This is a genomic window from Streptomyces sp. NBC_00536 (genome assembly GCF_036346295.1).
Classification (GTDB): Bacteria; Actinomycetota; Actinomycetes; order Streptomycetales; family Streptomycetaceae; genus Streptomyces.
In genome coordinates, this window is sequence record NZ_CP107819.1 from 3,699,607 (window position 1) to 3,726,207 (window position 26,601).

Genomic DNA, 26,601 nt, shown 5'->3' on the forward strand with positions numbered 1-26,601 from the left:
CACTCGGTCACCCGGTCATCAGACGGCGAGCAGCTTGCGCACCCGGTCCGCGCCGACCGCGAGCAGCAGCGTGGGCAGCCGCGGCCCGGTCTCCCGGGTCACCAGCAGGCGGTAGAGCAGCGCGAAGAACGTCCGCTGCGCGACCTTCAGCTCCGGCGTCGGCTTGGCGTCCGGCTCCAGGCCGGCCATCACCTTCGGCACGCCGTAGACGAGCGTGGTCAGCCCGTCGAGCGACCAGTGCGAGTCCAGGCCCTCCAGCAGCAGCCGCAGCGACTCGCGGCCCTCGTCGTCCAGCGAGCCCAGCAGCTCGGCGTCCGGCTCCTCGCGCACCAGCGTGCGCTGGTCGGCCGGGACCTGGGTGCTGATCCAGTTCTCGGCGCGGTCCAGCCGCGGGCGTACGTCGTCCAGCGAGCCCAGCGGGTTCGCCGGGTCGAGGTCGTTCAGGATCCGGACCGTCTGCTCGTCGTGCCCGCCCGTGATGTCCACGACCGAGGCGAGCGTGCGGTACGGCAGCGGCCGCGGCGTGCGCGGCAGCTCACCGGCGGCGGTCCGCACGGCGCGCGCGTGCGAGGCGGCGTCGGCGGGGAGCACGGAGCCGTCGGCGACCTTGGCCTCCAGCTTGTCCCACTCGTCGTACAGCCGCTGGATCTCCTGGTCGAAGGCGATCTTGAAGGACTGGTTCGGCCTGCGGCGGGCGTACAGCCAGCGCAGCAGCTGCGGCTCCATGATCTTCAGCGCGTCGGCCGGGGTCGGGACCCCGCCCTTGCTGGAGGACATCTTCGCCATGCCGCTGATGCCGACGAACGCGTACATCGGACCGATCGGCTGCTCGCCGCCGAAGATGTGCACGATCTGGCCGCCGACCTGGAACGACGAGCCGGGCGAGGAGTGGTCGACGCCCGAGGGCTCGAAGACCACGCCCTCGAAGGCCCAGCGCATCGGCCAGTCGACCTTCCAGACCAGCTTGCCGCGGTTGAACTCGCTGAGCTTGACCGTCTCGGTGTACTCGTCCTCGGTGCAGACGTAGGTCAGCTCGGTCGTCGTGTCGTCGTAGGACGTCACCTTGGTGAAGTCCTTGCCGCACTGACCGCAGTACGGCTTGTACGGGAAGTACCCGCCCTCGCCGACGCTGCCGTCGTCCTCGCCCGCGGCGCCCGAACCCTCGGCGGCCTCCAGCTCGGCCTCGTCGACCTGCTTCTGCTGGGGCTTCTTGCCGCCCGGCTTCTGCTTGGTGCGGTACTGGTCGAGCACGGCGTCGATGTCGCCGCGGTGCTTCATCGCGAAGAGCACCTGCTCGCGGTACACGCCCGTCGTGTACTGCTCGGTCTGGCTGATCGGGTCGTACTCGACGCCCAGCTCGGCCAGCGCCTCGACCATGGCGGCCTTGAAGTGCTCGGCCCAGGTCGCGTACGCCGACCCGGCCGGGGCGGGGACCGAGGTCAGCGGCATGCCGATGTACTGGCCGTACGTCTCGGGGTCCACCCCGGGGATACCGGCCGGCACCTTGCGGTAGCGGTCGTAGTCGTCCCAGGACAGGACGTGCCGCACCTCGATGCCCCGGCGGCGGATCTCGTCCGCGACCAGGTGCGGGGTCATGACCTCGCGCAGGTTGCCCAGGTGGATCGGACCGGAGGGGGAGAGTCCGGACGCGACGACGACGGTTTTACCGGGGGCTCGGCGCTCCGCCTCGGCGATGACCTCGTCCGCGAAACGGGAGACCCAGTCGGTCTCGGTGCTGCTCTGCGCGCTCTGAGCCACGTCACGTCCTTCTATCTCGAATACCGGCTTCAGCCATCATCCCAGACGGAACAGAGCGCTCCGAGGTTGTTTTCTCCCGCGAAACCGAAGGCGCCCGCATGGGATACTCGGCACTTGTCGGAACACCCAAGTACACGCTCAGACACGACCTCACAGGAACGGCAGCTCATGGCCTCGGTCCCTTCCCTCGCTTCTTCCGTCAACCAGCGCGTCGCCGACGCCCTTGCCTCCGCCCTGCCGGAGGCCGGTGGCGCCGACCCGCTGCTGCGACGAAGCGACCGGGCCGACTTCCAGGCCAACGGCATCCTGGCGCTCGCGAAGAAGGCCAAGGCCAACCCGCGCGAGCTGGCGACGACCGTGGTCGGCGGGATCCCCGCCGGCGGTGACGGCGACCTGATCAAGGAGATCGAGGTCTCCGGACCCGGCTTCCTGAACATCACGGTCACCGACCGGGCGATCATCGAGACCCTCGCGGCCCGCGCCGCCGACGCGCGCCTCGGCGTGCCGGTCTCGCAGACCGCGGGCACCACGGTCATCGACTACGCCCAGCCGAACGTGGCCAAGGAGATGCACGTCGGCCACCTGCGCTCCGCCGTGATCGGCGCCGCGATGGTCGAGATCCTGGAGTTCACCGGCGAGACGGTGATCCGGCGCCACCACATCGGCGACTGGGGCACCCAGTTCGGCATGCTCATCCAGTACCTGATCGAGCACCCGCACGAGCTGGACCACGGCCCGCGCGAGGAGGTCTCCGGCGAAGAGGCGATGTCGAACCTCAACCGCCTCTACAAGGCCTCGCGCGTGCTCTTCGACTCCGACGAGGAGTTCAAGACCCGCGCCCGCGCCCGGGTCGTGAACCTCCAGGCGGGCGAGCCCGAGACCCTGGCCCTGTGGCAGCGGTTCGTCGACGAGTCGAAGATCTACTTCTACTCCGTCTTCAACAAGCTCGACATGGACATCCAGGACCCCGACGTCGTCGGCGAGTCCGGTTACAACGACATGCTGGTGGAGACCTGCCGCCTGCTGGAGGAGTCGGGCGTCGCCGTCCGCTCCAACGGCGCGCTGTGCGTGTTCTTCGAGGACGTCAAGGGCCCGGACGGCAACCCGACCCCGCTGATCGTCCAGAAGTCCGACGGCGGCTTCGGCTACGCCGCGACCGACCTGTCCGCGATCCGCGACCGGGTGGGCAACCTCAAGGCCTCGACCCTGCTGTACGTCGTGGACGCGCGCCAGTCCCTGCACTTCAAGATGGTCTTCGAGACGGCCCGCCGCGCGGGCTGGCTGAACGAGGACACCAAGGCCGTCCAGCTCGCCTTCGGCACCGTCCTCGGCAAGGACGGCAAGCCGTTCAAGACCCGCGAGGGCGAGACGGTCCGGCTGGTGGACCTCCTGGACGAGGCCGTGGACCGGGCGACGGCGGTCGTACGCGAGAAGGCCGAGAAGATCGGCCTGTCCGAGGCCGAGATCGTCGAGAACGGCCGGTACGTCGGCATCGGCGCCGTGAAGTACGCGGACCTCTCCACCTCCGCCGCGCGCGACTACAAGTTCGACCTCGACCAGATGGTCTCGCTGAACGGCGACACCTCGGTCTACCTCCAGTACGCGTACGCCCGCATCCGCTCCATCCTGCGCAAGGCGGGCGACCGCAGCCCCCTCGCGCACCCGGAGCTGGAGCTGGCCCCGGCCGAGCGCGCGCTGGGCCTGCACCTGGACACCTTCGGCGAACTGATCGAGGAGGCGGCCTCGGACTACGCGCCGCACAAGCTGGCCGCGTACCTCTACCAGCTGTCCTCGCTGTTCACCACGTTCTACGACCAGTGCCCGGTCATCAAGCCGGAGCCGGAACTCGCCGTCGGCGAGAACCGCCTCTTCCTGGCCGACCTCACCGCCCGCACCCTCACCAAGGGCATGTCCCTCCTGGGCATCAGGACGCCCGAGCGCCTCTGATCGCCCGCCCGTGGGGCGCGGCTACGCCGCGAGAGCGGTGGCGCTGCGCCTCCGGGGTCGGAGAGACTCCGGGGGCTGCCCGCCAGTTCAACTGTCTCTTCGCGGTGCCGCGCCCTGTCAAGGGCGCTCCCTGCGGTCGCGTCGCTTCGCGATGGCCTTCGGCCACCCTTGACAGGGCACGTCCCCACGAAAAGCCAAGAACTGTCGGGCGGCCCCCGGGGGAAGGCATGGGGGACAATGCCCTCTTACCGGGGGTGGGAGCGGCCCAGCCCGATCCCGGATGCGGCCAAGCCGCGCCCTCCGGGCGGACAAGCGACAGACGCGCACCTTTATCGCTACGCGCTCCTCTGAGAGCGGCGTCTGCGGCCCGTTTGGGGCTGGTGGCCGGTGCGGGGAGCCGAAAGCTCGGCCACATGAGCATGGAGTCGGGTCAAGGCGCGCTCGACACTCAACACCCCTCCACAATGCCCCTTTTGTGATGCTTTGGGCCCCCCACTTTGGGGCGGACGACTGCCAGACCCCTCTCCACTTCGGCCTGACGGAAGTCCGGGCCCCAAACAGCCCGCAGACGCCTCCCCGAGCGCAACTGTGTAGCGATTTGCTCGCGCGCTTGTCGCTTGTCCGCCCGGAGGGCGCGGCTTGGGCTCACCCAGCCCCCGGGCCGGTGACCAGAACACTGGACCATGGACCAGGTCCCCCAGGCCTTCCCCCGGGGGCCGCCCGACAGTTCTTGGCTTTTCGTGACGGGGTGGGCTGTCAAGGGTGGCCGCAGGCCATCGCGAAGCGACGCGACGAAGGAGCGCCCTTGACAGGCCGCACCGGCACGAAGAGACAGTTGAACTGACGGGCAGCCCCCGGACGATCCCCGACCCCGCACACCCGAAGCCACCGCCCCCGCGGCGAAGCCGCGCCCGGCGCAGCCGGGGCCTCCCCGCACCTCACCCCGCGCCGAAGACCTCGACCTTGCACCGCGGGCTCCCGGAGCGGGCGATGCGCGCGTCGCAGGTGACGAGTGGCACCTGGAGTCCCTCGGCCAGCGCCACGTAGGTGGCGTCGTATGCGGAGAGGTTCGCGTACAGCTCGCGTACCCGGGGCAGCACCGGGAGGTGTTCCATCCGCCGGACCGGCAGGGCCGCGAAGTCGTCCCAGGCCGCGTCCAGTTGGCGGTCGGTGAGCTTGCCTCCCCGGTGGCGGCCGAGTAGCGCCTGCGTCACCTCCACATCGAGCAGGTAGGGCGCGGCGAGGCGTTCGCCCACCACCCGCTCGCGTACCGCCTCGCCCACCGGACCTGCGTCCGCGACCAGCATGACGACGGCGCTCGCGTCGATCACGATCATTCGCGCCGCCGTCCGGCGTCGAGGTCGCCGAGGACCTCCTCCACGCTCAGCTCGGCCGATACGCGGGAGCGGATCCGCGCGACGACATCCTCGACGGACGGCGTCGCGGCCTCCTCCTCCAGCAGGGTCCGGGCATACGCCTGAAGCGACTGGCGGCTACGGGCAGCTCGTATCTTCAGCTCGGCGAGCGCCTCGTCGGACAGATCACGTACGTACAGAGTGGCCATGCAACAAGAATAGTCGCGGTGCAAGCATTCTGCTAGCAGCCGTGGACCAGCCTGGGGACCGGACCTCCGACCCGCGCGACATCACGGCCTGCCGGGATGCCCTCCCCGGAGCCGCCGAGGCCATCCGCGTACTGGACGTGCGGGACCTCTCCGCCTTCCTCGCGGGCAAGCGCGTATTGCGCTGACGCGGCGAGCGATCACCCGCCGCCCCCGACACGGGTCCGGTCAGCGGTTGAGCGGGTATGAGTGCTTCCCCGTCGCCTCGTCGATTTCGCCGTGGGCCTTCTGCAGCAGTTGGGACGCGAGGTCCATGAGGGCGCGGGCGCCCGCGATCTCCTCTCCGACCCTCAGCTGTTCCGGGTCGGACGGGTGCCGCATCGCGTAGCCGCGGCCCTTCACCTCGGAGCCGTCAGCGAGCCTGAGCAGGGCAGCCGTGCTCGTGCGGTGGCCCTCCTCGGAGAATTCCAGTTCCACATGCCATCCGACGAGTGTGGACATGACCCACCACCTCCAGGCGTCTGCCTCCAGCGTGCGCCCCCACCCGCGCTACAGCCAGTCGAAGCGGCCCGCGGCCGCCCGGCGCCACCGGTCCAGCGCCCGGCGCGGGGCCGGCTCCGGGGCCCACCGCGGCACGACCGGTCCCGGCAAGCAGGACCGTAACCACGGAACGTCGAGGTGGGTGTCCTCCAGGCGCACGCCGTCGGTGGTGACCTCGTCCAGCGAGCCGTCCCGCCCGTAGGCGGCGATGCGCAGCCCCGAGAGACCCTCGCGCGGCCAGACGGCAGCGGCCACCACCAGTCGACCGGCGTCAAGCCCGCGGCCCGTCGGCGGCCAGGGTCCCGGGGACTCGTGCACGTACACCGCGCATTCGGCGTCCGCACCCGCCAGCCACCCGGCCAGCTCCGCGGAGCCTCCCTCGTCGGGGATCCAGCCCAGCGCCTCCTCGTGCGGATGGCGGTAGGCCCAGATCCGCTTCTGCAGGGCGTCGTGCAGCCGCATGGTGGCGCACGCCCGGCGGAAGGAGTGCCACTGGACGCGTTCCAGGTACTCGACGGGGTCCGGCGCGGGGGCGGAGTCGTCACCGGTCATGACCCCAAGTGTCGCTCCCCGGAACTCGCTTGAGGAAGCCCGATCTGGAAGCGGATCTAGAACATCCCTCTAGCTAGGGCTCGGTTCCAGCGAGCGCCAGATACGGTCCGGCAACAGCCGGGCCAGTTCGGTGAGTTCCGCGAGTTCGACGTCGTACGTACTGGACAGCCAGCGCCGCGCGGCCTCCGCCACCGGCCCCATGACGAGGACCTCGATCAGCGGCCCCGGCAGCGGCGCGACCTCGCCCTTCTCCATCCGGGCCCGCATCCACTCGTTCATCGGCGCGAGCATGACCTCCTTGGCCGCCCGGATCTCCTCGGCGTGCATGGCGAGGTAACCGGAGTAGGCCGAGGCGTGGATGAAGAGCGCGGCCTCCCGCTGTTCCTGCGTGAAGCGCAGGTAGGCGTCAACGATCGCGCGGACCCCGGTGCGGGCGGTGCGGCTGCGCCGCAGCGCCTCGTTCATCTCGTCGAACAGCTTGCCCATGCACTGGGTGTAGAGCGCGGCGGCGAGCCCGTCGAAGCTGCCGAAGTGGTGGTAGAGGCTGCCGAGGCTGACCTTTCCGGCCGCCGTGACGGCGCTGACGGTGAAGCCCTGCTGGCCGGACTCGGCGTAGACGCGCAGGGCCGTTCTCAGGATGAGATCGACGGTCGCCTCGCCACGCTGCTGCTTCACCATCGGGTCAGGGTAGAGCAGTTGGCGAGGCGCGCCTCCGGGTCAGCGCGCTTCGCGCAGCCAGCCGGCGACCTCGGTCGCCCAGTACGTCAGGATCGTGTCGGCGCCCGCCCGCTTGATGCCGGTCAGGGTCTCCAGGATGGCGCGCTCGCGCTCGATCCAGCCCTTCTCCGCCGCCGCCTCGACCATCGCGAACTCGCCACTGATCTGGTACGCGGCCACCGGCACGTCCACGGCCTGCGCGACCCGGTACAGGATGTCCAGGTACGGCCCCGCGGGCTTGACCATCACCATGTCGGCGCCCTCTTCGAGGTCGAGCGCCAGCTCGCGCATCGACTCCCGGGAGTTCGCCGGGTCCTGCTGGTACGTCTTGCGGTCGCCCTGGAGCGAGGAGCCGACGGCCTCGCGGAAGGGGCCGTAGAAGGCGGAGGAGTACTTCGCCGTGTAGGCCAGGATCGCGACGTCCTCGTGCCCGGTCTCGTCGAGCGCATCACGGACCACGCCGACCTGGCCGTCCATCATGCCGCTCGGGCCCACCATGTGGACGCCCGCGTCGGCCTGGACCTGCGCCATCTCGGCGTACCGCTCCAGCGTCGCGTCGTTGTCGACGCGGCCGTGCTCGTCCAGCACGCCGCAGTGGCCGTGGTCGGTGAACTCGTCCAGGCACAGGTCCGACATGATGACGAGGTCGTCGCCGACCTCGGCCTTCACGTCGCGGATCGCGAGCTGCAGGATGCCGTCCGGCTCCGTGCCCGCGGTGCCGAGCGCGTCCTTGTTCTCGTCCGCCGGGACCCCGAAGAGCATGATCCCCGAGACGCCCGCCGCCACGGCCTCGGCCGCGGCCTTCCGCAGCGTGTCCCGGGTGTGCTGGACCACGCCCGGCATGGCCGAGATCGCGATCGGCTCGCTGATGCCTTCCCGTACGAACGCCGGGAGGATCAGGTCGGAGGGGTGCAGCCGGTTCTCCGCGACCATCCGCCGCATCGCCGGGGTGCCGCGCAGCCGGCGGGGCCGCGAGCCGGGGAAGGTTCCGTACGCGCTCATCTTCAGTCGCCTCTTCGCACTTCGACAGCAGTCGAGACCCAGCCTAGGGGGTCCCCGGGGCCGCTCTCCCCCAGCCCGAACTCGCACCACACCACCTTCCCGGGCACCCGCGTCCCGACCCCCCACCGGTCCGCGAGCGCGGCGACGAGCAGCAGCCCGCGCCCGCCCTCGGCCTCCGGGTCCCGGTCCTGTACGCACGGCCGCCCGCCGCCGCTGTCGTGCACCTCGACCCGTACGAGGCCCCCGAACCGCAGCAGCCGCAACCGGTACCCGCGCCCGGGCGGGACCCCGCGCAGCACGGCATTGGTCGCCAGCTCGCTCACGCAGAGCAACACGTCGTCCTGGCGGTGTGTGACACCCCACCTGTGCAGTGTGACCGCCGCAAACTCCCTGGCAGAGCGGACAGTTCGACGGCTGCGGGGGTAGCACCGCTCGCGCAGCAGGGCGGCATGAATTTCCGGAATCACCCCGCCATCGTCGCGGTGCGTGACTAGCCTGGGGGAGGTGAGTTACCCGTACTCCTTCACGAGTACGGGTCGGTACCGGTATCTCTCGTGCCCAGGCGGGGAGTTCACTAGCATGCCACCACGCAAGAGGCCACGGCCCAACGAGACGGCGATGAAGATGGTCGGCGCGCTGGTCGCCGCCGCGCGCATCGCCAAGGGAATGACCCAGCGCGCGCTCGCCGAAGCGCTGCACATCGACGTCGAGACGGTCGCCTCGATCGAACAGGGCAGGCGCGCCCTCATGCCCGCCGTGGCCGAGAAGATGGACCGGATCCTCGGCCTGCCGGGCCTCCTCACGGTCGCGGCGAACCGCCTCCCCGAGGTCGACATGATCCCCGCCTGGGCGGAGGAGTACATGGAGCGGGAGAAGGAGGCTCTCGCCCTCTCCTGGTACGACACGCTCACCGTCCCCGGTCTGCTCCAGACCGAGAACTACGCCCGCGCGGTCCTCGGCTGCCGCGTGCCGTTCGTCGGCGAGGCGAAGATAGAGCTGCAGACCGCCCACCGGATCCAGCGCCAGCGGATCCTGGACCGGCCGGTCCCGCCGACCCTCAGCTTCATCATCTGGGAGGCGCCCCTCCGGGACCGCATCGGCGGCGTCGAGGTCTACCGGGAGCAGCTGCGCCACCTGCGCGCCTGCGCCGACCGCCCGACCGTCTCCCTTCAGGTGCTGCCCCTCGGCATCACCGCTCACGCGGGTCTCGATGGCTCCTTCACCCTGCTGGAAACACCCGAGTTCCAGCAGCTCGCATACTCCGAAACGCAGCGCGGCAGCTTCCTCGTCCGCGACCCGAATGAGGTCAGCATCCTCACTCAGAAATATGCGATGCTGCGGTCACAGGCCCTCAACTTCGCAGAGACGAAGGACCTGTTGGACCGGCTGCTAGGAGAGACATGAACGCCCCCCTGACGTGGTTCAAGTCCAGCTACAGCGGGAGCGAAGGCGGCCAATGCGTCGAGGTCGCCCCCTCCACCGACACCGTCCACGTCCGGGACTCAAAGGTCACCGACGGCCCCACCCTGGCCGTCAGCCCCGCCGCCTGGGCCGGGCTCACGCGTTGGGTCGCTGCCTGAACTTCCACCGCCACAGCCCGTCGGCCCGGTGGTCGTGCTCGAACTCCGGGCCCAGCGGGCCCACCCGCTCGTACGCCTCCGGCGTGCGCGGGTCGTCGCGGATCGCCAGCCCGAAGGCCCCCTCCAGGCGCAGCAGTTGGTCCTCCTCGTCCAGCAGCGCGGCCAGCGCCTCCACCACCTCCGGCGTCCCCTGCTGTGCCCACTGGGCCAGCGCCCCGGCGGTGGTGAGCCGTACGTCGTGCTCCGCGTCCCCGAGCAGCCGCAGGAGCACCTCCCGGGAGGCGGCCGTCGACTCCGCGTAGGCCAGCGCATCGGCCACCGAGCTCCGCACCCCCGCGTCCGGGTCGCCCGCCATGGCGTGCAGCGCCGCCCGGACCCGGTCCGACAGCGGGACGCCCAGCAGGCCGAAGCAGTGCGGCACCTCCCGGCGCACCCGCGGATCGGGATGCGCCATGTGCAGCAGCCCGACGCTGTCCCCGTTCAGGTGGTCCTCCCCCGCGAAGGCCTTGAGCAGCTGCGCGAGCACGCCCGCGTCCGGTTCCCCGGCCACCCAGGCATGCAGCAGCCGCCGCTCCTCCTCGTACCAGGGCGCACCGAGGCTCACGACCTCTTCCCGGGAGTCCAGGCAGTCGGCGACGAAGAGCCGGTACGCCGCCAAGGAATGGCGGTGGAAGTCCAGCACCTCCGCCCAGGCTTCGCCTTCCGGCCGCGGCCCGACGGCGTACCGGCTCGCCGCCCACACCGCATGGCAGGGGTCCGGGCGGCGGACCGCACGGGCCATCAGCTCGGCCACCGGCGTCCGTACGCCGAAGGCCGCCTCCAGCGTGGTCAGCACGCCCGTGTACCCGTCGCGGACCGTCAGCCCGCCGAGGGTGAGTTCCTCGACATCGGCCCACCACTCCTCGACCCACCGCCGCTCCACGGGGCCGTCCGCCCTCGTCCGGCGCCGCAGCTCCGCCTCCGCGCCCCGCGCGTCCAGCTCCCGTGCCGTCTCCAGCAGCCGTACCCGCTGCGCCCCGGGCACCTGCGGCTCGTGCCCCAGCAGCGCCGACACCAACGCCGGGGATCCGCTGGTGACCGCCCGCAGCAGCGGGGTCGTCCCGTCCGGCAGTGCCCGGACCGCATCGGCGCCGCACTCCACGAGCCGCTCGGCCGCGTCCACGTCGAAAGCCGCCACCGCCGCGCACAGCTCGCGCTGCACCTCTTCCCCCAGCTCCGTCATGCCCCGAGCATGCCACTGGGGCCCGGGCGCGCATCGCACCCAGGCCCCAGTGGGGTAACTCCACGACCGACCGACCGGCAGGTCAGGTCGTACGACGCCGACGCGCGCCCGGACGCCGCTCGCTCGGGCGGCAGACGACCTCGCCCGCCTCCTTCGCCGCGTCGCGGCGCGCGGCCCCGTACTCGGCCAGCGCTTCCGCCAGCTTCGAGACGCTCGGCTCCGGCGAGAGGACGTCGACCCGCAGGCCGTGTTCCTCCGCCGTCTTCGCGGTCGCGGGACCGATGCAGGCGATGACCGTCACGTTGTGCGGCTTGCCCGCGATGCCGACCAGGTTGCGCACGGTCGAGGACGAGGTGAAGAGCACCGCGTCGAAACCGCCGCCCTTGATCGCCTCACGGGTGTCCGCGGGGGGCGGCGAGGCGCGCACGGTGCGGTAGGCCGTGACGTCGTCGACCTCCCAGCCCAGCTCTATCAGCCCGGCCACCAGCGTCTCCGTCGCGATGTCGGCGCGCGGCAGGAAGACGCGGTCGATCGGGTCGAAGACCGGGTCGTAGGGCGGCCAGTCCTCCAGGAGTCCGGCCGCGGACTGCTCACCGCTCGGCACCAGGTCCGGCTTCACGCCGAACTCGACCAGCGCGGCGGCGGTCTGCTCGCCCACCGCGGCGACCTTGATGCCCGCGAAGGCGCGCGCGTCGAGCCCGTACTCCTCGAACTTCTCCCGCACCGCCTTCACCGCGTTGACGCTCGTGAAGGCGATCCACTCGTAGCGGCCCGTCACCAGGCCCTTCACCGCGCGTTCCATCTGCTGCGGGGTGCGCGGCGGCTCCACGGCGATCGTCGGCACCTCGTGCGGCACCGCGCCGTAGGAACGCAGCTGGTCGGAGAGCGAGGCGGCCTGTTCCTTGGTCCGCGGTACGAGCACCCGCCAGCCGAACAGCGGCTTCGACTCGAACCAGGCCATCTCCTCGCGCCGCGCGGCGGCGCCGTGCTCACCGACCACGGCTATGACCGGCCGGGAGCCCTCGGGCGAGGGGAGCACCTTGCCCTGCTTGAACACCTGGGCGATGGTGCCCAGGGTCGCGGTCCAGGTCCGCTGGCGGGTCGTCGTACCGCCCACGGTCACCGTCAGCGCGGTGTCGGGCTTGCGCCCGGCGCTCACCAGCTCGGCGGCCGCGGCGGACACCGTCTCCAGGGTCGCGGAGACCACGACGATCCCGTCGCTGGTGCCGACCTCGCTCCAGCAGCGGGCCGAGGCGTTCTTCGCGTCGACGAAGCGCACGTCCGCGCCGGAGCGGCCGCGCAGCGGCACCCCGGCGTAGGCGGGCACGCCCACCGCGTTCGCGACGCCCGGCACGACCTCGAAGGTGATGCCCTCGTTGATGCAGGCGAGCATCTCCTCGGCGGCGTTCCCGTCGAGGCCGGGGTCCCCGGTCACCGCACGGACGACCCGCCTGCCGGAGCGCGCGGCCTCCATGACAATATTGGCCGCGTCCCGGATGACAGGGACACCGGCGGCTGCCGACTTCTCGTCAGCGACCGTCAGTTGAGGCGTGTCGACACCCGTGCGCGCATGCGTACGGACGACTTCCAGCACCTCCGGCTCCGCGATCAGCACGTCGGCGGCCGCGAGGGCCTCGACCGCGCGCAGCGTCAGCAGCCCCGGGTCGCCCGGGCCGGCACCGAGGAAGGTGACCTGCCCGTGCGCGGGTACAGCCGCGAAGGCGGGAGTGGTGGGACGTGAGGGGTTCAAAGGGATCGCTCCCCCATCAGACCGGCCGCGCCCTTGGCCAGCATCTCGTCCGCGAGTTCGCGGCCGAGCGCCACTGCCTCTTCGTACGAGTGGGGGACGGGTCCGGTGGTGGACAGCTGCACCAGCGTCGAGCCGTCGAGCGTTCCGACGACGCCGCGCAGGCGCATTTCGTTGACAGTCTGCCCGTCGGCCAGAAGGTCGGCGAGCGCGCCCACGGGGGCGCTGCAGCCGGCCTCCAGGGCGGCGAGCAGGGCACGCTCGGCGGTGACGGCGGCCCGCGTGTACGGGTCGTCGAGTTCACCGAGCGCGGCGATGAGGTCCGCGTTGGACGCGAGGCACTCGACCGCGAGGGCCCCCTGGCCGGGGGCGGGCAGCATGTTGTCGACCGACATCAGGTCGGTCGCCTCGTCGCCGCGGCCGATCCGGTTGAGCCCGGCGGCGGCCAGGACCACCGCGTCCAGCTCACCGCTGCGCACGAACCCGATGCGGGTGTCGACGTTGCCGCGGATCGGGACGGTCTCGATGACCTTCCCCAGCGCGCGGGCGTAGTGGTTGAGCTGCGCCATGCGGCGCGGCGAACCGGTACCGATGCGGGCACCGTCGGGCAGCTGCTCGAAGGTCAGGCCGTCGCGCGCCACGAGCGCGTCACGCGCGTCCTCGCGCTGCGGCATCGCGGCGATCACCAGCTCGTCGGGCTGCGTGGTCGGCAGGTCCTTGAGCGAGTGCACGGCGAAGTCGACGTCGCCGCGCAGCAGCGCCTCGCGCAGCGCGGTGACGAACACACCGGTGCCGCCGATCTGCGCGAGCAGCTCCTTGGAGACGTCGCCGTACGTCGTGATCTCCACGAGTTCGACGGGCCGGCCGGTGACGGCGCGGACCGCTTCGGCGACGTGTCCCGACTGGGACATGGCCAGTGTGCTGCGCCGTGTCCCAAGCCGGAGGGGCTGGTCGGGACGTGAGTTCATGATGCCCGTCCTGGGTCGTCGTCGTTCTTCGGATCGGCCGCGTCAGCCCGGCTGACGGATGCCACCGTCTGCGGGTCGAGGTCGAAGAGTTCACGCAGCGCCTCGGCGTACCCGGCGCCGCCGGGCTCGCTCGCGAGCTGCTTGACGCGCACGGTCGGCGCGTGGAGGAGCTTGTCGACGACGCGGCGCACGGTCTGCGTCACTTCGGCCCGCTGCCGCTCGTCGAGATCGGGTACCCGGCCGTCGAGCCGCGCCACTTCCATGGCCACCACTTCGGCGGCCATCGCGCGCAGGGCGACGACGGTGGGGGTGATGTGCGCGGCGCGCTGGGCCGCCCCGAAGGCGGCCACCTCGTCCGCGACGATCGTACGTACGGCGTCCACGTCGGCGGCCATCGGCGCGTCGGCGGAGGCCTCGGCGAGCGACTCGATGTCGACGAGACGCACCCCGGGGATCCGGTGCACGGCGGCGTCGATGTCGCGGGGCATCGCCAGGTCCAGGAGCGCGAGCCGTACGTCGGCCCCCGCGTCCAGGGCCCGCCCGGTCCGGCGCGGCTGCCGCTGCGCGGCGGCCTCACCCTGATCGGCCCAGGTCCCGTGCAGCTCCAGCGCGTTCGCGTCGACCCCGGTAAGAGCGGACCGCCCGTCGCCACTGCGCGCGGGATCCCCGACAAGCGCGTCGAGCCCGACGGGACACCCGTCCGTCTCGGCGACGGCAGCGGCGGTCAGGGTCCGAGCGGCCCCGGCATCAGCCAGCCGCCGCCCCCCTTCGGCAGCGGCAACGAGCCGCGCGACGACCTCGGCGTTCCGGAGCCCGGCGGGGGCGGAATCCAGCCCCGCCGGCGATTGAGGCGCGGGGTCCGGGGCAGAGCCCCGGGAGCCCGGCACGGCTCCCGCCTCGGCCACATCCAGCCCGGCCGGAGCCAAACCCAGCCCCGCCGGCGTTTGAGGCGCGGGGTCCGGGGCGGAGCCCCGGAAGCCCCGCAGGGCACCCCCGGCCTCGGCCTCGGCCTTGGCCAGCGCCCCGACCACGTCATCCCCGGTCAGCACAAGACCCGTGGCCCCGGTACAGGAAACGACCACGTCGACTCGTGTCAGCTCGTCGGCCACATCAGCCATGGCAACGACCCGAGCAGCGGCGCCACCGCCCCGCAGAATCTCCACCAGCCGCTCGGCACGAGCAGAAGTCCGGTTGGCGACGACAACCTCCGCCACCCCGACCCGCGCCAGCGTCGCCGCGGCCAGCGAGGACATCGACCCGGCACCGATCACCAGCGCCCGCTTGCCCTGGGCCCACTCCGCCACCGGCACCCGCACGGCCAGCTGCTCCAGCCCGAAGGTGACGAGCGACTGCCCGGCCCGGTCGATGCCGGTCTCCGAGTGCGCCCGCTTGCCGACCCGCAGCGCCTGCTGGAAGAGGTCGTTGATCAGACGCCCCGCGGTGTGGAGCTCCTGCCCCAGCGCGAGCGCGTCCTTGATCTGCCCGAGGATCTGGCCCTCGCCGACGACCATCGAGTCCAGTCCGCACGCCACCGAGAAGAGGTGGTGGACGGCCCGGTCCTCGTAGTGCACATACAGATAAGGGGTGAGTTCCTCCAGCGCGACACCGCTGTGCTGCGCCAGGAGCGTGGACAGCTCGGCGACACCGGCGTGGAACTTGTCCACGTCGGCGTACAGCTCGATCCGGTTGCACGTGGCGAGCACGGCCGCCTCGGTCGCCGGTTCGGCGGCCAGGGTGTCGTGCAGCAGCTTCGCCTTGGCATCGGTGGAGAGCGAGGCGCGTTCGAGCACGCTGACGGGCGCGCTGCGGTGGCTCAGCCCTACGACGAGCAGACTCATGCCGGCATCACCGCCGGTACGTCGCCCTCCGGGCCGCCCTTGCGCGCCGGAGCGACGGCGGAGGCTGCCGGGGCACGGGTGGCGGCGGGCTGCGGCAGGGAGGCCAGCGGCGAGGTGTCCTCGTCCTCATCGGCGGCGGCCGCGGCCGCGGCGGCGCCTTCGCCCGCCTTGCGCTGCTCGTGGAAGGCGAGGATCTGCAGCTCGATCGAGAGGTCGACCTTGCGCACGTCCACGCCCTCCGGCACCGACAGGACGGTCGGCGCGAAGTTCAGGATGGAGGTCACTCCGGCCGCGATCAGCCGCTCGCTGACCTGCTGGGCGGCGCCCGCCGGGGTCGCGATGACCCCGATGGAGACGCCGTTCTCCGAAATGATCTTTTCCAGCTCGTCGGTGTGCTGCACCGGCATGCCCGCGACCGGCTTCCCGGCCATCGCCGGGTCGGCGTCGATGAGCGCGGCCACGCGGAACCCGCGCGAGGCGAAGCCGCCGTAGTTGGCGAGGGCGGCGCCGAGGTTGCCGATGCCGACGATGACGACCGGCCAGTCCTGGGTCAGCCCGAGTTCGCGGGAGATCTGGTAGACGAGGTACTCGACGTCGTAGCCGACGCCCCGGGTGCCGTAGGACCCGAGGTAGGAGAAGTCCTTGCGCAGCTTCGCGGAGTTGACTCCGGCGGCGGCCGCGAGCTCCTCGGAGGACACCGTGGGTACCGAGCGCTCGGAGAGCGCCGTGAGGGCGCGCAAGTACAGCGGAAGCCGGGCGACAGTGGCCTCGGGAATACCTCGGCTGCGGGTCGCCGGTCGGTGAGTTCGGCCAGTTGCCACGATGCTCCTGCGGGATGAGCGGGGCTGCAGGTGGCCTCTTGTCCCAGGACCACCCCGTCGGATGCAGGCTATGTCTTTGTGAACGCGTGCACAAAGATAGTGTCCAATTTGTCCGAGCAAAGTGACCGGGGTCACGCGCCCCGGGCACCTCGGCGCGGAACCATCGCCGCGCCGAACCCGTTCAAATCCCGAAGGGGGCAAAACCGTACACATCCCTCATCGATACGCCCCCGAGACCCCATAAATCGCCCACGATGGTAACCGGCGAACGGGTCAGGCCCCCAATGCCCGGCGGAGCCGGTCCGGGTTCACCCTCCAGAAGGTGTGCTGTTCGCCATCGATGAGGACCACCGGAATTTGCTCCCAGTACAAGCGGTAGAGCTCTTCGTCCTGCGAGATGTCCTTCTTCTCCCATTGCGCACCCGTGTCGGCGCACACTTTCCCGATCACTTCCTGGGCCTCGTCACAGAGATGGCACCCCGGCTTGCCGATCAAGGTGACCATCCGCTCTGCCGGACTCTTCTTTTCCTTACGGCGCAGCAAAGGGCTCATGCATCCATTGTTCACCGGCCTGGAATCCGCCTGGTTCGGGAAGTTCCGAACACAGTGGCTATGCTCGCCACATGGCCGCTCTGGGATGGCTCACCCCCCGTAGACACTCCGCCACGGCGCGGAGCGTGCTGGCAGGCGAGGCCTCGGCCGAGGCCGCCCGCAAGACCGCGCTGGCCGACGATCCGGCCGCGATCGACTTCTCCCTCAGCTCCGCCACCCCACAGGACACCGCGCCGCCCGAGGCCCCCGCGCCCGCCGAGCCCGAGTTCCCCGTCCCCGGCGACGAGCTGGCCGCGGCCTTCTTCGACCTCGACAACACCGTCATGCAGGGCGCCGCGATCTTCCACTTCGGCCGCGGCCTCTACAAGCGCGAGTTCTTCCGCCGCCGCGAGCTGGCCCGCTTCGCCTGGCAGCAGGCCTGGTTCCGGCTCGCCGGGGTCGAGGACCCCGAGCACATGCAGGACGCGCGCGACAGCGCCCTGTCCATCGTCAAGGGCCACCGCGTCTCCGAGCTGATGTCGATCGGCGAGGAGATCTACGACGAGTACATGGCGGAGCGGATCTGGCCGGGCACCCGCGCCCTGGCCCAGGCCCACCTCGACGCGGGCCAGAAGGTGTGGCTCGTCACGGCCGCCCCGGTCGAGACCGCCACGATCATCGCCCGCCGGCTCGGCCTGACCGGAGCCCTGGGCACCGTCGCCGAGTCCGTGGACGGCATCTACACCGGCCGCCTGGTGGGCGAGCCGCTGCACGGCCCCGCCAAGGCCGAGGCCGTGCGCGCGCTGGCCGCCGCCGAGGGGCTCGACCTCGCGCACTGCGCCGCGTACAGCGACTCGCACAACGACATTCCGATGCTGTCACTGGTCGGACATCCGTACGCGATCAATCCCGATACAAAACTGCGCAAGCATGCCCGGGCCCACGACTGGCGACTGCGCGACTATCGCACCGGCCGCAAGGCCGTGAAGGTCGGCGTCCCGGCGGCCGCCGGAGTCGGCGCGATCGCGGGCGGCGCGGCCGCCGCGATCGCCCTGCACCGGCGCCGCAAGTAGCCCCACCACGGCAACACCGCGGCAACCACGGGCATCCGCCCGGCCGTCACGCCCCGCGGGCCCGGCTCCCGGGCCCGCGACGGGCATTCCCTCCCTCTACCCGTGCCCCTGGCGCGGCATTCCGGCATGCCCGACTCGGTCGCGAGGCGCCCTGGAAGCCACCATTCCGAGTGCAGAAGTGATCAATAACTGATCACCGAGTGCGACTGAATATGCCCTCGACACGCAACAGAAGCGACGGAACCGGTGATTTGAGCAACTAGGTGTAGTGCTGCCTGTACGAAGCGTTATTCTCCTCAAACGCATGCCACCGCCCATTCGTCGCCACGACGAGTGAACGGTCCCGCACTGCACGTGATGGAAGCTCTGCCTCTGGGAGTCCCGTGTACCCACCTGTCGGGGTTGACGCCTCGGGCCTGGCTACGCTGCGCGCAACGGTCATCGACCACCTGCGTGGCTTCGTCCCCACCGCGTACGCCGTCCCCGTTTTCGCCGCCTCGGTCCCCGCCGGCCTCGGCCCCGTAGGTCCTTGCTATGCCCTGACGGATGGCGGAGCGACCGTGGGCAGACGCGGCCGCGCGGGCACCGGGTCAAGCGGCGGCACCGGCACGACCACGCCGACCACCCGCCGTCCCACCGCGGACAGCGACAGCGCCCGGATGATGGACCTGGTCGAGCGCGCCCAGGCCGGCGAGGCCGATGCCTTCGGTCGTCTGTACGACCAGTACAGCGACACCGTCTACCGCTACATCTATTACCGCGTCGGCGGCAAAGCGACCGCGGAGGACCTCACCAGTGAGACCTTCCTGCGCGCGCTGCGCCGCATCTCCACCTTCACCTGGCAGGGCCGCGACTTCGGCGCCTGGCTCGTGACGATCGCGCGCAACCTGGTGGCGGACCACTTCAAGTCCAGCCGCTTCCGCCTCGAAGTCACGACCGGCGAAATGCTGGACGCCAACGAGGTGGAGCGCAGCCCCGAGGACTCCGTCCTGGAGTCCCTCTCCAACGCGGCCCTGCTGGAGGCCGTACGGAAACTCAATCCCCAGCAGCAGGAGTGCGTGACCCTGCGCTTCCTGCAGGGCCTGTCGGTCGCCGAGACCGCCCGGGTCATGGGGAAGAACGAGGGGGCGATCAAGACCTTGCAGTACCGGGCGGTCCGGACCCTGGCCCGACTCCTCCCGGACGACGCCCGCTGACCATGACGTCGCTGTGGTCCGATCATCCTTCGTCCGTAACCCAAGTGCCGCGTGGCTCGTTGTGCGGAATGCAGGCTCCCTGTGGACACGCCCTGCCCGAAGCCGATCACTCGAAAGGGTGGATGTGCTCAAGGAAGGCAACCTTCCGGACACCCCGGGGAGTCGATCGTCATGACGAGAGGAGGTGCCGCCAGTGATCGCGAACGTTTCTCCGCACCGGCGGGCGAACGCCTTCGCCCAGGCCCTGGAGGATCGGACCCCGTCCGAACCCTCGGAACCGGAGCCGGCGGCCGAGCAGTCCGAGGCACCTGCCGAACCTGCCGACTGCGACCGGTTGTTGGCCCTGGCGAGCGCGCTCGGCGAAATGCCACGCCCGCAGATGGACGCCGATGTCAAAGTGGTGCAACGAGCACAGCTCATTGCCGCCATGGAGACCATGGTGATGGAGGAGAGGTCCGGGGGCGGTGCAGCCGCGGACCCTCAGGTGCCCGAACAGCGGACCGGTCGCGGCGCCCACCGGGCGACCTCGCTCCGGAAATTGCGGCCCCGCTCCCGCTGGTCCAAGGGCATCGCAGCGGGCGGCCTCACGGTCGGTGTGGCCGCGGGAGCCTTCAGCGGAGTGGCCGCTGCCAGCACCGACGCCCTGCCGGGTGACTCCCTGTACCCGGTGAAGCTGGGCATGGAGGACATCAAGCTGGGCATGGCCAACGACGATTCGGACCGGGGCGAGCTCTATCTCGACCAGGCCTCGAACCGCCTGGCGGAGGCCCGTCGGCTGATGGAGCGCGGCAGGTCGCCGGGTGCGCTGGACCACGAGGTGCTCGGCGAGATCCGCCGCGCCCTCGCGGGCATGAAGCACGACGCGGAGGAAGGCCACCGCCTGCTCCAGTCGGCACATGAACGGGACGGCTCGCTCGGCCCGATCCAGACCCTGTCGTCCTTCTCCCGCTCCCACCGCGACGCGTGGGGCAAGCTGCGCGACAAGCTCCCCGCGCAGCTCACGGACGTGGGAGAACAGGTCACGTCGGTCTTCCAGGCCATAGACGATGACGTCGAGCCCTTCCAGGGGCTGCTTCCGAAGCCACCGGAGCAGACCCGGGGCCCGGGCTCGTCCGCCCCGTCGAAGCCGGGCACCAGCGGCAAACAGCACTCCGCACCCCCGGCCACTGGCACCGGCCCGTCCAGTGGTTCCGCGGGCCCCGCCCCGTCCCCCTCGGACTCGCCGTCCGCGGGCCCCGGCGGGCTCATCGGCGGCGCCGGCGGGCTGCTCCACCCGTCCCCGGAAGACGGCGGCCCGCTGCCGCCCGTCGCACCGGAGATCCCGCATCCGGAGATCACCCTCCCGCCCCTGCTCCCGGGCCTGCTCCCGGGCCTGGGCATCAAGGGTGAGAACGCCGACTGACACGGACTGGCGTCGGGTCGGTCGGCGGGGCTCGCCCCGCCGACCGACCCGCACCACCCAGCAGCACTCTCAGAAGAAGACAGACCGCCGCTGCACCAGCAGCTTGTACAGCGTGTGCTGGATCTGCTCCCGCACCTGATCCGTCAGGTTGAACATCAGCATCGGGTCCTCCGCCGCCTCCGGCGGATACCCGTCCGTGGCGATCGGCTCACCGAACTGGATCGTCCACTTCGTCGGCAGCGGCACCGCACCCAGCGGCCCCAGCCACGGGAAGGTCGGCGTGATCGGGAAGTACGGGATCCCGAGCAGCCGCGCCACCGTCTTGGCGTTGCCGATCATCGGGTAGATCTCCTCCGCCCCCACGATCGAGCACGGCACGATCGGCGTCCCCGCCCGCAGCGCCGTCGACACGAAGCCCCCGCGCCCGAACCGCTGCAGCTTGTAGCGGTCCTCGAAGGGCTTCCCTATCCCCTTGAAGCCCTCGGGCATCACCCCGACCAGCTCCCCGGCCTCCAGCAGCCGCTGCGCGTCCTCCGCGCACGCCAGGGTGTGCCCGGCCTTGCGCGCCAGCTCGTTGACCACCGGCAGCATGAACACCAGGTCCGCCGCCAGCAGTCGCAAGTGCCGCTGCGCGGGGTGGTGGTCGTGCACCGCGACCTGCATCATCAGGCCGTCCAGCGGCAGCGTCCCGGAGTGGTTGGCCACGATCAGCGCGCCACCCTCCTTCGGGATGTTCTCGATGCCCTTGACCTCGACCCGGAAGTACTTGTCGTACACGGGCCGCAGGACCGACATCAGGACCTGGTCCGTCAGCTCCTTGTCGTACCCGAAGTCGTCGACCTCGTAGTCACCGGTGACCCGGCGCCGCAGGAACGCCAGCCCGCCCGCGAGCCGCCGCTCCCAGCCGCCCGGGGCGGCGGGCACCGGCGCGGGCACGGACGCGGGCACGGACGCGGGCGCAGGCACGACGGCCGCTCCGGCCCCGGTCCCGGCGTCCGGCACGGGGAGCGCCCGGACCCGCCGGGCGCGTCGGCGCGGACGGTCCTCGTCGAACGGAATGACCTTGGCGTCCGCCACTATCGCTGCGCTCCCTCTTCGACGTCGACCTTCAGCACGCCCGCCATCCGGTCCACGGCCCGCCCCGCACGCTCCGGCGGCAGCAGCCCGTTCCCCCGGCTCCGCGCGAAGTCCGCGAAGGTCTCGGCGGTCGTGTACATCGGCTTGAATCCCAGCACGTCACGCATCTGCGAGGTCTCCACGACCCGCCCGTGCGTGAGCAGTCTGGTCTGTTCCGGCGAGAAGTCGGTGACCCCGACGGCCTTCAGCGCGGAGCCCACCCAGGTGAGCGCGGGCAGCAGCAGCGGTATCGTCGGCCGCCCCAGCCGCCGCGAGCACTGGGACAGCAGCAGGACGCCGTCCCCCGCGATGTTGAAGGTCCCGCTGTTGAGAGTCCCGCGCCGGGGCTCCCCCGCCGCCAGCTTCAGGACGTCGAGCACATCGTCCTCGTGGACGAACTGGAGCCTCGGGTCGTAGCCGAGCACGGTCGGCATGACCGGCATCGAGAAGTATTCGGCGAGCGCCGAGTCCGCGAAGGGCCCCAGGATGTTGGCGAAGCGCAGTACGCACACGGCCACGTCGGGCCGCCGGCGCGCGAAGCCCCGTACGTAGCCCTCGACCTCGACCGCGTCCTTGGCGAAGCCCACGGCGGGCAGTGACTTGGGCTGGGTGGTCTCGCTGAAGACGGCCGGGTCCCGCGGGGCCGCCCCGTACACACTCGTACTGGACTTCACCACCAGGCGCCGCACCGTCGGGGACTTCTGGCAGGCCCCGAGGAGCTGCATGGTCCCGATGACGTTCGTTTCCTTCACGGCGCTTCCCGCGCCGCCCGCTCCCACACCGCCGCCCCCGGTGACCGCGAGGTGCACCACGGTGTCCACGGAGTACTCGGTGAGGACCCTGGCGATCGCCGACTGCCTGATGTCCGTACGGACGAACTCGGCGGACCCCAGCCGGTGCGGCGGAGTGCTCGCATCCACCGCGATGACCCGCTCGACCTCCGGGTCGCGCTGGATCCGGCGTACGAATCGGCCTCCCAGCTGCCGGGCTGCCCCGGTCACGAGCACGACCTTCCCCACTGCTCAGCGCCTCCCTCGTCGTCCCCCGGCTGCACCACAGCCCCTCCACCAGGATGGTGGAGGGGCTGTGGAAAACACGTACAGCTGCCGTTTACTTCTTGTTACGGCGCTGCACGCGGGTGCGCTTGAGCAGCTTGCGGTGCTTCTTCTTGGCCATCCGCTTGCGCCGCTTCTTGATAACAGAGCCCACGACTACCCTCGCTCACTTCTCGGAACATCCCCGCGCTAGCGGGGATCGGTGCGGGGCGTCTGGGCCCACACGACCTACGTCGGCCTAGCCTACCCGCCAGAACTCTGAGCCCGTAATCCGCATGCGGCCGAGGGAGGCCGGGACGTCAGTCTCAGGCCGACTCCACCCCCACATAGGACTCTCGGAGGTACTCGTGGACCGCGTTCTCGGGGACCCGGAAGGACCGGCCCACCCGGATCGCGGGCAGATGCCCGTTGTGCACCAAGCGGTACACGGTCATCTTCGACACTCGCATCACCGAGGCGACCTCCGCCACGGTCAGGAACTGAACCTCACTGAGAGGCCTCTCGCCAGCAGCCATGACACACCTTTGACCTTCCGCGCATGACGGGCACCGGCTTCCCCTCCGGTTACGCCCCGTCGTCGCACGCTCACTCCCCAGAGTAGGGGCGGGTGATACGAGTGGGGAAGAGGAGCTACAGGCACCAGTCCCGGCCACACCTCAGTCCGCGAGCCCCGCCCGCCCCAGCACGTACCGCGTGAGCGGTCGGTAGTAGTCCGAGCGCACCGCGTCATCAAGCGGAACCACCACCGAGACGCTCCCCTCGGCCTCGCCGACGAAGAGCGCGGGGTCGTCCGTATCCGCCAGCCCGATGGCCGCGAAACCCAGCTGACCTGCCCCGCAGACCCATCCGTGATCCCCGACCACCAGCTCCGGAAGCGGCTCCCGGGCCTCGGCCAGGGCCCCCAGCGCGATCCGAACCGGGAGCGGCGAATGGCTGTGCGCGCCGGTGGCGCCCCCCACCGGGTGCGCGCCGGTCTCCCGTACCAGTGCGACCCCCCGTACGTATTCGAGGCGGTGCGTACGTACGCCGAACCGGGTCACCATGTCCACGGCCACCCCCTGCGCCGGGGTGAGGACAACACAGCCCACCGCCGACAGCGCCTCGGCCAACGCGGCGTAGAAGCCCAGGAGCCGGTGCGGATGGCCGGTGCCGAACAGCACCGGGGCCCGGGCCAGCGCCGCCTCCCGGAGCTTGCGCGCGAAGGCGTCCAGCCCGGCCAGCGTCCGCTCCGGATCGATCACGTCCGGGCCGCTGACGTGCGCGGGATCCGCCGAGACCCCGCACCGCTCGGCCATCAGCCGCAGCAGATCGGGCTGCGCCCAGCCCCCGAGCGGATCCAGGCCGAGCAGCACCCGCGGATCCCGGGCCGCGAACAGCCGGTAGCTGCGCAGGCTCTTCTCGCGGGGGGTGGCGACGGGCCCGGCCAACCGGGCGGCCAGCAGATGCGCACGCAGGGCGCCGGTGCTCAACACCCTCCGATGCTGCCGCACCCCACCCGACTGATCATCAATTCGGGGAAACAGCCCCACAGTTGGCCTAATGTCGCGCTTGCGCTCAGGTCAGGTCGGGTCAGGTCAGGTCGCGTCCGCTCAGGTCAGCATCCCGCGCAGCGGGAACACCGCCCGCCGGGTCGCCAGCACCGCCTGGTCGATCCGGTCCGCCGGGTCGTACCCCGACTCCCACTCCCGCCACACGGGCGTGCGGCCGTCCGTCATCCGGGCCGGGGCCAGCTGCCGGGTCCGCGCGTACACCTCGTCGCGCCACGACGCGGGCACCGCCGACTCCGGCTCCAGCGGCCGGTGCGCGGCGATCGCGACCAGATGGGTCCAGGAGCGCGGTACGACGTCCACGATCGCGTAACCCCCGCCGCCCAGGGCCAGCCAGCGCCCGTCGGCGTACTCGTGCGCGAGCCCGTGACAGGCCTCCTGCACGGCCCGCTGGGCGTCCAGCGACACCGCGAGGTGGGCGAGCGGGTCCTCGAAGTGGGTGTCGGCGCCGTGCTGGGTCACCAGCACCTGCGGCCGGAAGTCCGCCAGCAGCTCGGGCACGGTGGCGTGGAAGGCCCGCAGCCAACCCTCGTCACCCGTCCCGGCGGGCAGCGCCACATTGACGGCCGATCCCTCGGCGGCCGGCCCGCCGGTCTCCTCGGGCCAGCCGGTCTGCGGGAACAGGGTCCGCGGATGTTCGTGGAGGGAGACGGTCAGCACCCGCGGGTCGTCCCAGAACGCCGCCTGCACGCCGTCGCCGTGGTGCACGTCCACGTCCACGTAGGCGACCCGCTCGGCCCCCAGTTCCAGCAGCCGCGCGATCGCGAGGGCGGCGTCGTTGTAGACGCAGAACCCGGCCGCCCCGCCGGGCATCGCGTGGTGCAGCCCGCCCGCGAAGTTCACCGCGTGCGCCGCGTCCCCGCGCCAGAGCGCCTCCGCCGCCGCCACCGACTGCCCGGCGATCAGCGCGGAGGCCTCGTGCATCCCGTGGAAGGCCGGATCGTCCATGGTGCCCAGCCCGTACGAGCCGTCGGCCACCCCGGGATCGGCGGACACCTCCCGCACCGCGGCGACGTAGTCCTCGCGGTGGACCAGGCGCAGCGTGGAGTCACCGGCGGCCTTCGCGGCGCGCACGTCCATCTCCCGGTCGAGCCCGAAGGCCCGCACCAGGCCCATGGTCAGCGCCAGGCGCACCGGATCCATCGGATGGCTGGGCCCGAAGTCATACTTCGTTACCGCCTCGTCCCACATCAACAGCCCTGTCATCGACTCGCCGCTCATGCCCGACACCGTATCGGGCGCCCTCCGGGGCGAACGAGCGGGCGTAGAGGAGTGTGACGAGGACCAGCGCCATCGGTACGAGCATGGCCCCCCGGTAGGTCCACGCGTCACCGAGCGCGCCGACCAGCGGCGCCCCGACGAGGAACCCCACGTAGTTGAAGATGTTGAGCCGCGCGATGGCCGTGTCCGAGGCCTTCGGGAACAGTCGGCCCGCCGCGGCGAAGGTCTGCGGCACGATCACGCACAGCCCGATCCCCAGCAGGGTGAAGCCGAGCATCCCGACCCATGCCCCGGGCGCGGCGGCGACCACCCCGAAGCCGCCGGCCGCGACGAGCGTCCCGGCCCGTACGACGGCCACCGCGCCGAAGCGGCGCACCCCGAGGTCACCGACGGCCCGCCCGATCAGGGTCATCACCATGTAGACGTTGTAGGGGACGGTGGAGAGCTGCTCGGAGCTGTCCAGTACGTCCTGGAGGTACTTGGCGCTCCAGTTGGAGACGGTCGAGTCCCCGATGTAGGCGCAGGCCATGACCAGGCAGAGCGGCAGCAGCAGCTTGAACCCGCCGGAGCCCAGCCCCTTGTCCGCGCCGGGCTGGACGGCTCCCTGTCCGTCGCCCGCGCGCTGGTCGACGTAATAACGGCTGGCGGCGAAGGCGAGCGGCAGCAGGATCACCACGGCCGGCAGGTAGCTGGTGAAGAGCGACAGGTGCCAGTGCGCGCCCGCCCACGCGGCGGACGCGCCGACGATCCCGCCGAGGCTGTACGAGGCGTGGAAGCCCAGCATGATGCTGCGGCCGTAGGCCTGCTGGAGGCTCACCCCGAGCATGTTCATCGAGGCGTCCAGCGCGCCCACCGCCAGCCCGAACGCGCCCAGCGCCAGGGCGACGTGCCACATCCGCGTCCCGGCTCCGGCGCCGAGGAGCGCGAGCAGGACGAGCGGCTGTGCCCACCGCAGTACGGTGCTGGGCGCGACCCGCTTCACCAGGTGCTCGGTACCGACGCTCGCCACCCCGGCGAGGACGGGGACGGCGGCGAGGAACGCGGGCAGGAGGCCGTCGGATATCCCGTACTGGTCCTGTACGGCGGGGATCCGGGTCACGAGGAGGGCGAAGGTGACGCCCTGTACGAAGAAGCTGAAGCCCAGGGACCCTCGTCCACGGCGCAGCCGCACGTCTGCTGTCATGGCGGCTCAGCGTAGGCGCGGGGG

Annotated in this window: 28 protein-coding genes; 7 read left to right on the forward strand and 21 right to left on the reverse strand. The window is 71.3% G+C overall.

All coding sequences use genetic code 11. From position 1 onward, the window contains the following. Positions 1-18: 18 nt before the first annotated feature. Entirely contained in the window at positions 19-1,758 is a 1,740-nt protein-coding gene (lysS, locus tag OHS33_RS16035) for a lysine--tRNA ligase (protein ID WP_330331084.1), read from the reverse strand. A 168-nt stretch (positions 1,759-1,926) separates the two neighbouring features. Between lysS and argS the strand changes: the two genes are divergently transcribed. Continuing rightward, positions 1,927-3,705, forward strand: a complete 1,779-nt coding sequence (gene argS / locus OHS33_RS16040) for an arginine--tRNA ligase (RefSeq protein WP_330331085.1) — start codon at positions 1,927-1,929, stop codon at positions 3,703-3,705. A gap of 938 nt (positions 3,706-4,643) precedes the next feature. Here the strand turns inward: argS and OHS33_RS16045 are convergent. Beyond that, a complete protein-coding gene (locus OHS33_RS16045) occupies positions 4,644-5,042 on the reverse strand; it encodes a type II toxin-antitoxin system VapC family toxin (protein ID WP_330331086.1) in 399 nt (132 codons plus the stop codon). Beyond that, positions 5,039-5,269 carry a FitA-like ribbon-helix-helix domain-containing protein gene (locus OHS33_RS16050; RefSeq protein ID WP_330331087.1) on the reverse strand — a complete coding sequence of 77 codons (231 nt, stop codon included), beginning with the start codon at positions 5,267-5,269 and terminating at the stop codon, positions 5,039-5,041. The genes OHS33_RS16045 and OHS33_RS16050 overlap by 4 nt, the downstream gene beginning before the upstream one ends. Positions 5,270-5,310: 41 nt before the next feature. On the opposite strand from OHS33_RS16050, the gene OHS33_RS16055 reads away from it, so the two are divergent. Next, positions 5,311-5,454 carry a hypothetical protein gene (locus OHS33_RS16055; RefSeq protein ID WP_330331088.1) on the forward strand — a complete coding sequence of 48 codons (144 nt, stop codon included), beginning with the start codon at positions 5,311-5,313 and terminating at the stop codon, positions 5,452-5,454. A 40-nt stretch (positions 5,455-5,494) separates the two neighbouring features. Here OHS33_RS16055 and OHS33_RS16060 read toward each other — a convergent pair whose 3' ends face one another. From OHS33_RS16060 to OHS33_RS16080, 5 genes are all read right to left on the reverse strand, one after another. After that, a complete protein-coding gene (locus OHS33_RS16060; RefSeq protein WP_330331089.1) occupies positions 5,495-5,767 on the reverse strand; it encodes a DUF1876 domain-containing protein in 273 nt (90 codons plus the stop codon). 48 nt (positions 5,768-5,815) lie between these two features. Then, a complete protein-coding gene (locus OHS33_RS16065; RefSeq protein WP_330331090.1) occupies positions 5,816-6,358 on the reverse strand; it encodes a hypothetical protein in 543 nt (180 codons plus the stop codon). 69 nt (positions 6,359-6,427) lie between these two features. After that, a complete protein-coding gene (locus OHS33_RS16070; protein ID WP_330331091.1) occupies positions 6,428-7,036 on the reverse strand; it encodes a TetR/AcrR family transcriptional regulator in 609 nt (202 codons plus the stop codon). A gap of 39 nt (positions 7,037-7,075) precedes the next feature. Next, on the reverse strand, positions 7,076-8,077 hold the full coding sequence (hemB, locus tag OHS33_RS16075) for a porphobilinogen synthase (RefSeq protein WP_330331092.1): 1,002 nt from the start codon (positions 8,075-8,077) through the stop codon (positions 7,076-7,078). Between the two features lie 2 nt (positions 8,078-8,079). Further along, positions 8,080-8,544: an ATP-binding protein gene (locus tag OHS33_RS16080; RefSeq protein ID WP_330331093.1), complete on the reverse strand. Its 465-nt coding sequence runs from the start codon at positions 8,542-8,544 to the stop codon at positions 8,080-8,082. A 112-nt stretch (positions 8,545-8,656) separates the two neighbouring features. On the opposite strand from OHS33_RS16080, the gene OHS33_RS16085 reads away from it, so the two are divergent. Together OHS33_RS16085 and OHS33_RS16090 are read left to right on the forward strand one after the other, a co-directional pair. Beyond that, positions 8,657-9,481: a helix-turn-helix domain-containing protein gene (locus OHS33_RS16085; protein WP_330331094.1), complete on the forward strand. Its 825-nt coding sequence runs from the start codon at positions 8,657-8,659 to the stop codon at positions 9,479-9,481. Then, a complete protein-coding gene (locus tag OHS33_RS16090; protein WP_330331095.1) occupies positions 9,478-9,657 on the forward strand; it encodes a DUF397 domain-containing protein in 180 nt (59 codons plus the stop codon). Before OHS33_RS16085 ends, OHS33_RS16090 begins: the two co-directional genes overlap by 4 nt. On the opposite strand, the gene OHS33_RS16095 is transcribed toward OHS33_RS16090, so the two are convergent. The 6 genes from OHS33_RS16095 to OHS33_RS16120 form a co-directional block, all read right to left on the reverse strand. After that, a complete protein-coding gene (locus tag OHS33_RS16095; protein WP_330331096.1) occupies positions 9,635-10,879 on the reverse strand; it encodes a HEAT repeat domain-containing protein in 1,245 nt (414 codons plus the stop codon). The genes OHS33_RS16090 and OHS33_RS16095 overlap by 23 nt on opposite strands. An 82-nt stretch (positions 10,880-10,961) precedes the next feature. Beyond that, the gene (locus tag OHS33_RS16100) at positions 10,962-12,629 is read right to left on the reverse strand and encodes a uroporphyrinogen-III synthase (protein WP_330331097.1); all 1,668 of its coding nucleotides are present in this window, start codon (positions 12,627-12,629) and stop codon (positions 10,962-10,964) included. Continuing rightward, entirely contained in the window at positions 12,626-13,594 is a 969-nt protein-coding gene (hemC, locus tag OHS33_RS16105) for a hydroxymethylbilane synthase (protein ID WP_330331098.1), read from the reverse strand. Before hemC ends, OHS33_RS16100 begins: the two co-directional genes overlap by 4 nt. Next, positions 13,591-15,432, reverse strand: a complete 1,842-nt coding sequence (locus OHS33_RS16110; RefSeq protein WP_330331099.1) for a glutamyl-tRNA reductase — start codon at positions 15,430-15,432, stop codon at positions 13,591-13,593. The genes hemC and OHS33_RS16110 overlap by 4 nt, the downstream gene beginning before the upstream one ends. Continuing rightward, on the reverse strand, positions 15,429-16,253 hold the full coding sequence (locus OHS33_RS16115) for a redox-sensing transcriptional repressor Rex (RefSeq protein ID WP_330331100.1): 825 nt from the start codon (positions 16,251-16,253) through the stop codon (positions 15,429-15,431). The genes OHS33_RS16110 and OHS33_RS16115 overlap by 4 nt, the downstream gene beginning before the upstream one ends. Before the next feature lie 273 nt (positions 16,254-16,526). Further along, positions 16,527-16,805, reverse strand: a complete 279-nt coding sequence (locus OHS33_RS16120; RefSeq protein ID WP_330331101.1) for a glutaredoxin family protein — start codon at positions 16,803-16,805, stop codon at positions 16,527-16,529. A gap of 71 nt (positions 16,806-16,876) precedes the next feature. Between OHS33_RS16120 and OHS33_RS16125 the strand changes: the two genes are divergently transcribed. The 3 genes from OHS33_RS16125 (at position 16,877) to OHS33_RS16135 (ending at position 20,455) form a co-directional block, all read left to right on the forward strand. Next, complete coding sequence (locus OHS33_RS16125) at positions 16,877-17,857, forward strand: HAD family hydrolase (protein WP_330331102.1); 981 nt, start codon at positions 16,877-16,879, stop codon at positions 17,855-17,857. 383 nt (positions 17,858-18,240) lie between these two features. Then, entirely contained in the window at positions 18,241-19,053 is an 813-nt protein-coding gene (locus OHS33_RS16130; protein ID WP_330331103.1) for an ECF subfamily RNA polymerase sigma factor, BldN family, read from the forward strand. A 193-nt stretch (positions 19,054-19,246) separates the two neighbouring features. Beyond that, positions 19,247-20,455: a DUF5667 domain-containing protein gene (locus OHS33_RS16135; protein WP_330331104.1), complete on the forward strand. Its 1,209-nt coding sequence runs from the start codon at positions 19,247-19,249 to the stop codon at positions 20,453-20,455. 69 nt (positions 20,456-20,524) lie between these two features. Here OHS33_RS16135 and OHS33_RS16140 read toward each other — a convergent pair whose 3' ends face one another. From OHS33_RS16140 to OHS33_RS16170, 7 genes are all read right to left on the reverse strand, one after another. Continuing rightward, positions 20,525-21,532: a lysophospholipid acyltransferase family protein gene (locus OHS33_RS16140; RefSeq protein WP_330331105.1), complete on the reverse strand. Its 1,008-nt coding sequence runs from the start codon at positions 21,530-21,532 to the stop codon at positions 20,525-20,527. Next, a complete protein-coding gene (locus tag OHS33_RS16145; RefSeq protein WP_330331106.1) occupies positions 21,532-22,590 on the reverse strand; it encodes an NAD-dependent epimerase/dehydratase family protein in 1,059 nt (352 codons plus the stop codon). The genes OHS33_RS16140 and OHS33_RS16145 overlap by 1 nt, the downstream gene beginning before the upstream one ends. A 91-nt stretch (positions 22,591-22,681) precedes the next feature. Further along, positions 22,682-22,780 (reverse strand): 30S ribosomal protein bS22, encoded by a 99-nt coding sequence (locus OHS33_RS16150; RefSeq protein ID WP_003948845.1) that lies wholly within the window; start codon positions 22,778-22,780, stop codon positions 22,682-22,684. Between the two features lie 151 nt (positions 22,781-22,931). Continuing rightward, the gene (locus OHS33_RS16155; protein WP_008738568.1) at positions 22,932-23,141 is read right to left on the reverse strand and encodes a helix-turn-helix domain-containing protein; all 210 of its coding nucleotides are present in this window, start codon (positions 23,139-23,141) and stop codon (positions 22,932-22,934) included. 141 nt (positions 23,142-23,282) lie between these two features. Next, positions 23,283-24,098: a phosphatase gene (locus OHS33_RS16160; RefSeq protein WP_330331107.1), complete on the reverse strand. Its 816-nt coding sequence runs from the start codon at positions 24,096-24,098 to the stop codon at positions 23,283-23,285. 117 nt (positions 24,099-24,215) lie between these two features. Next, positions 24,216-25,364 (reverse strand): acetoin utilization protein AcuC, encoded by a 1,149-nt coding sequence (locus tag OHS33_RS16165; RefSeq protein WP_443065449.1) that lies wholly within the window; start codon positions 25,362-25,364, stop codon positions 24,216-24,218. Beyond that, entirely contained in the window at positions 25,336-26,577 is a 1,242-nt protein-coding gene (locus OHS33_RS16170; protein WP_330331109.1) for an MFS transporter, read from the reverse strand. The genes OHS33_RS16165 and OHS33_RS16170 overlap by 29 nt, the downstream gene beginning before the upstream one ends. Positions 26,578-26,601: the final 24 nt, after the last annotated feature.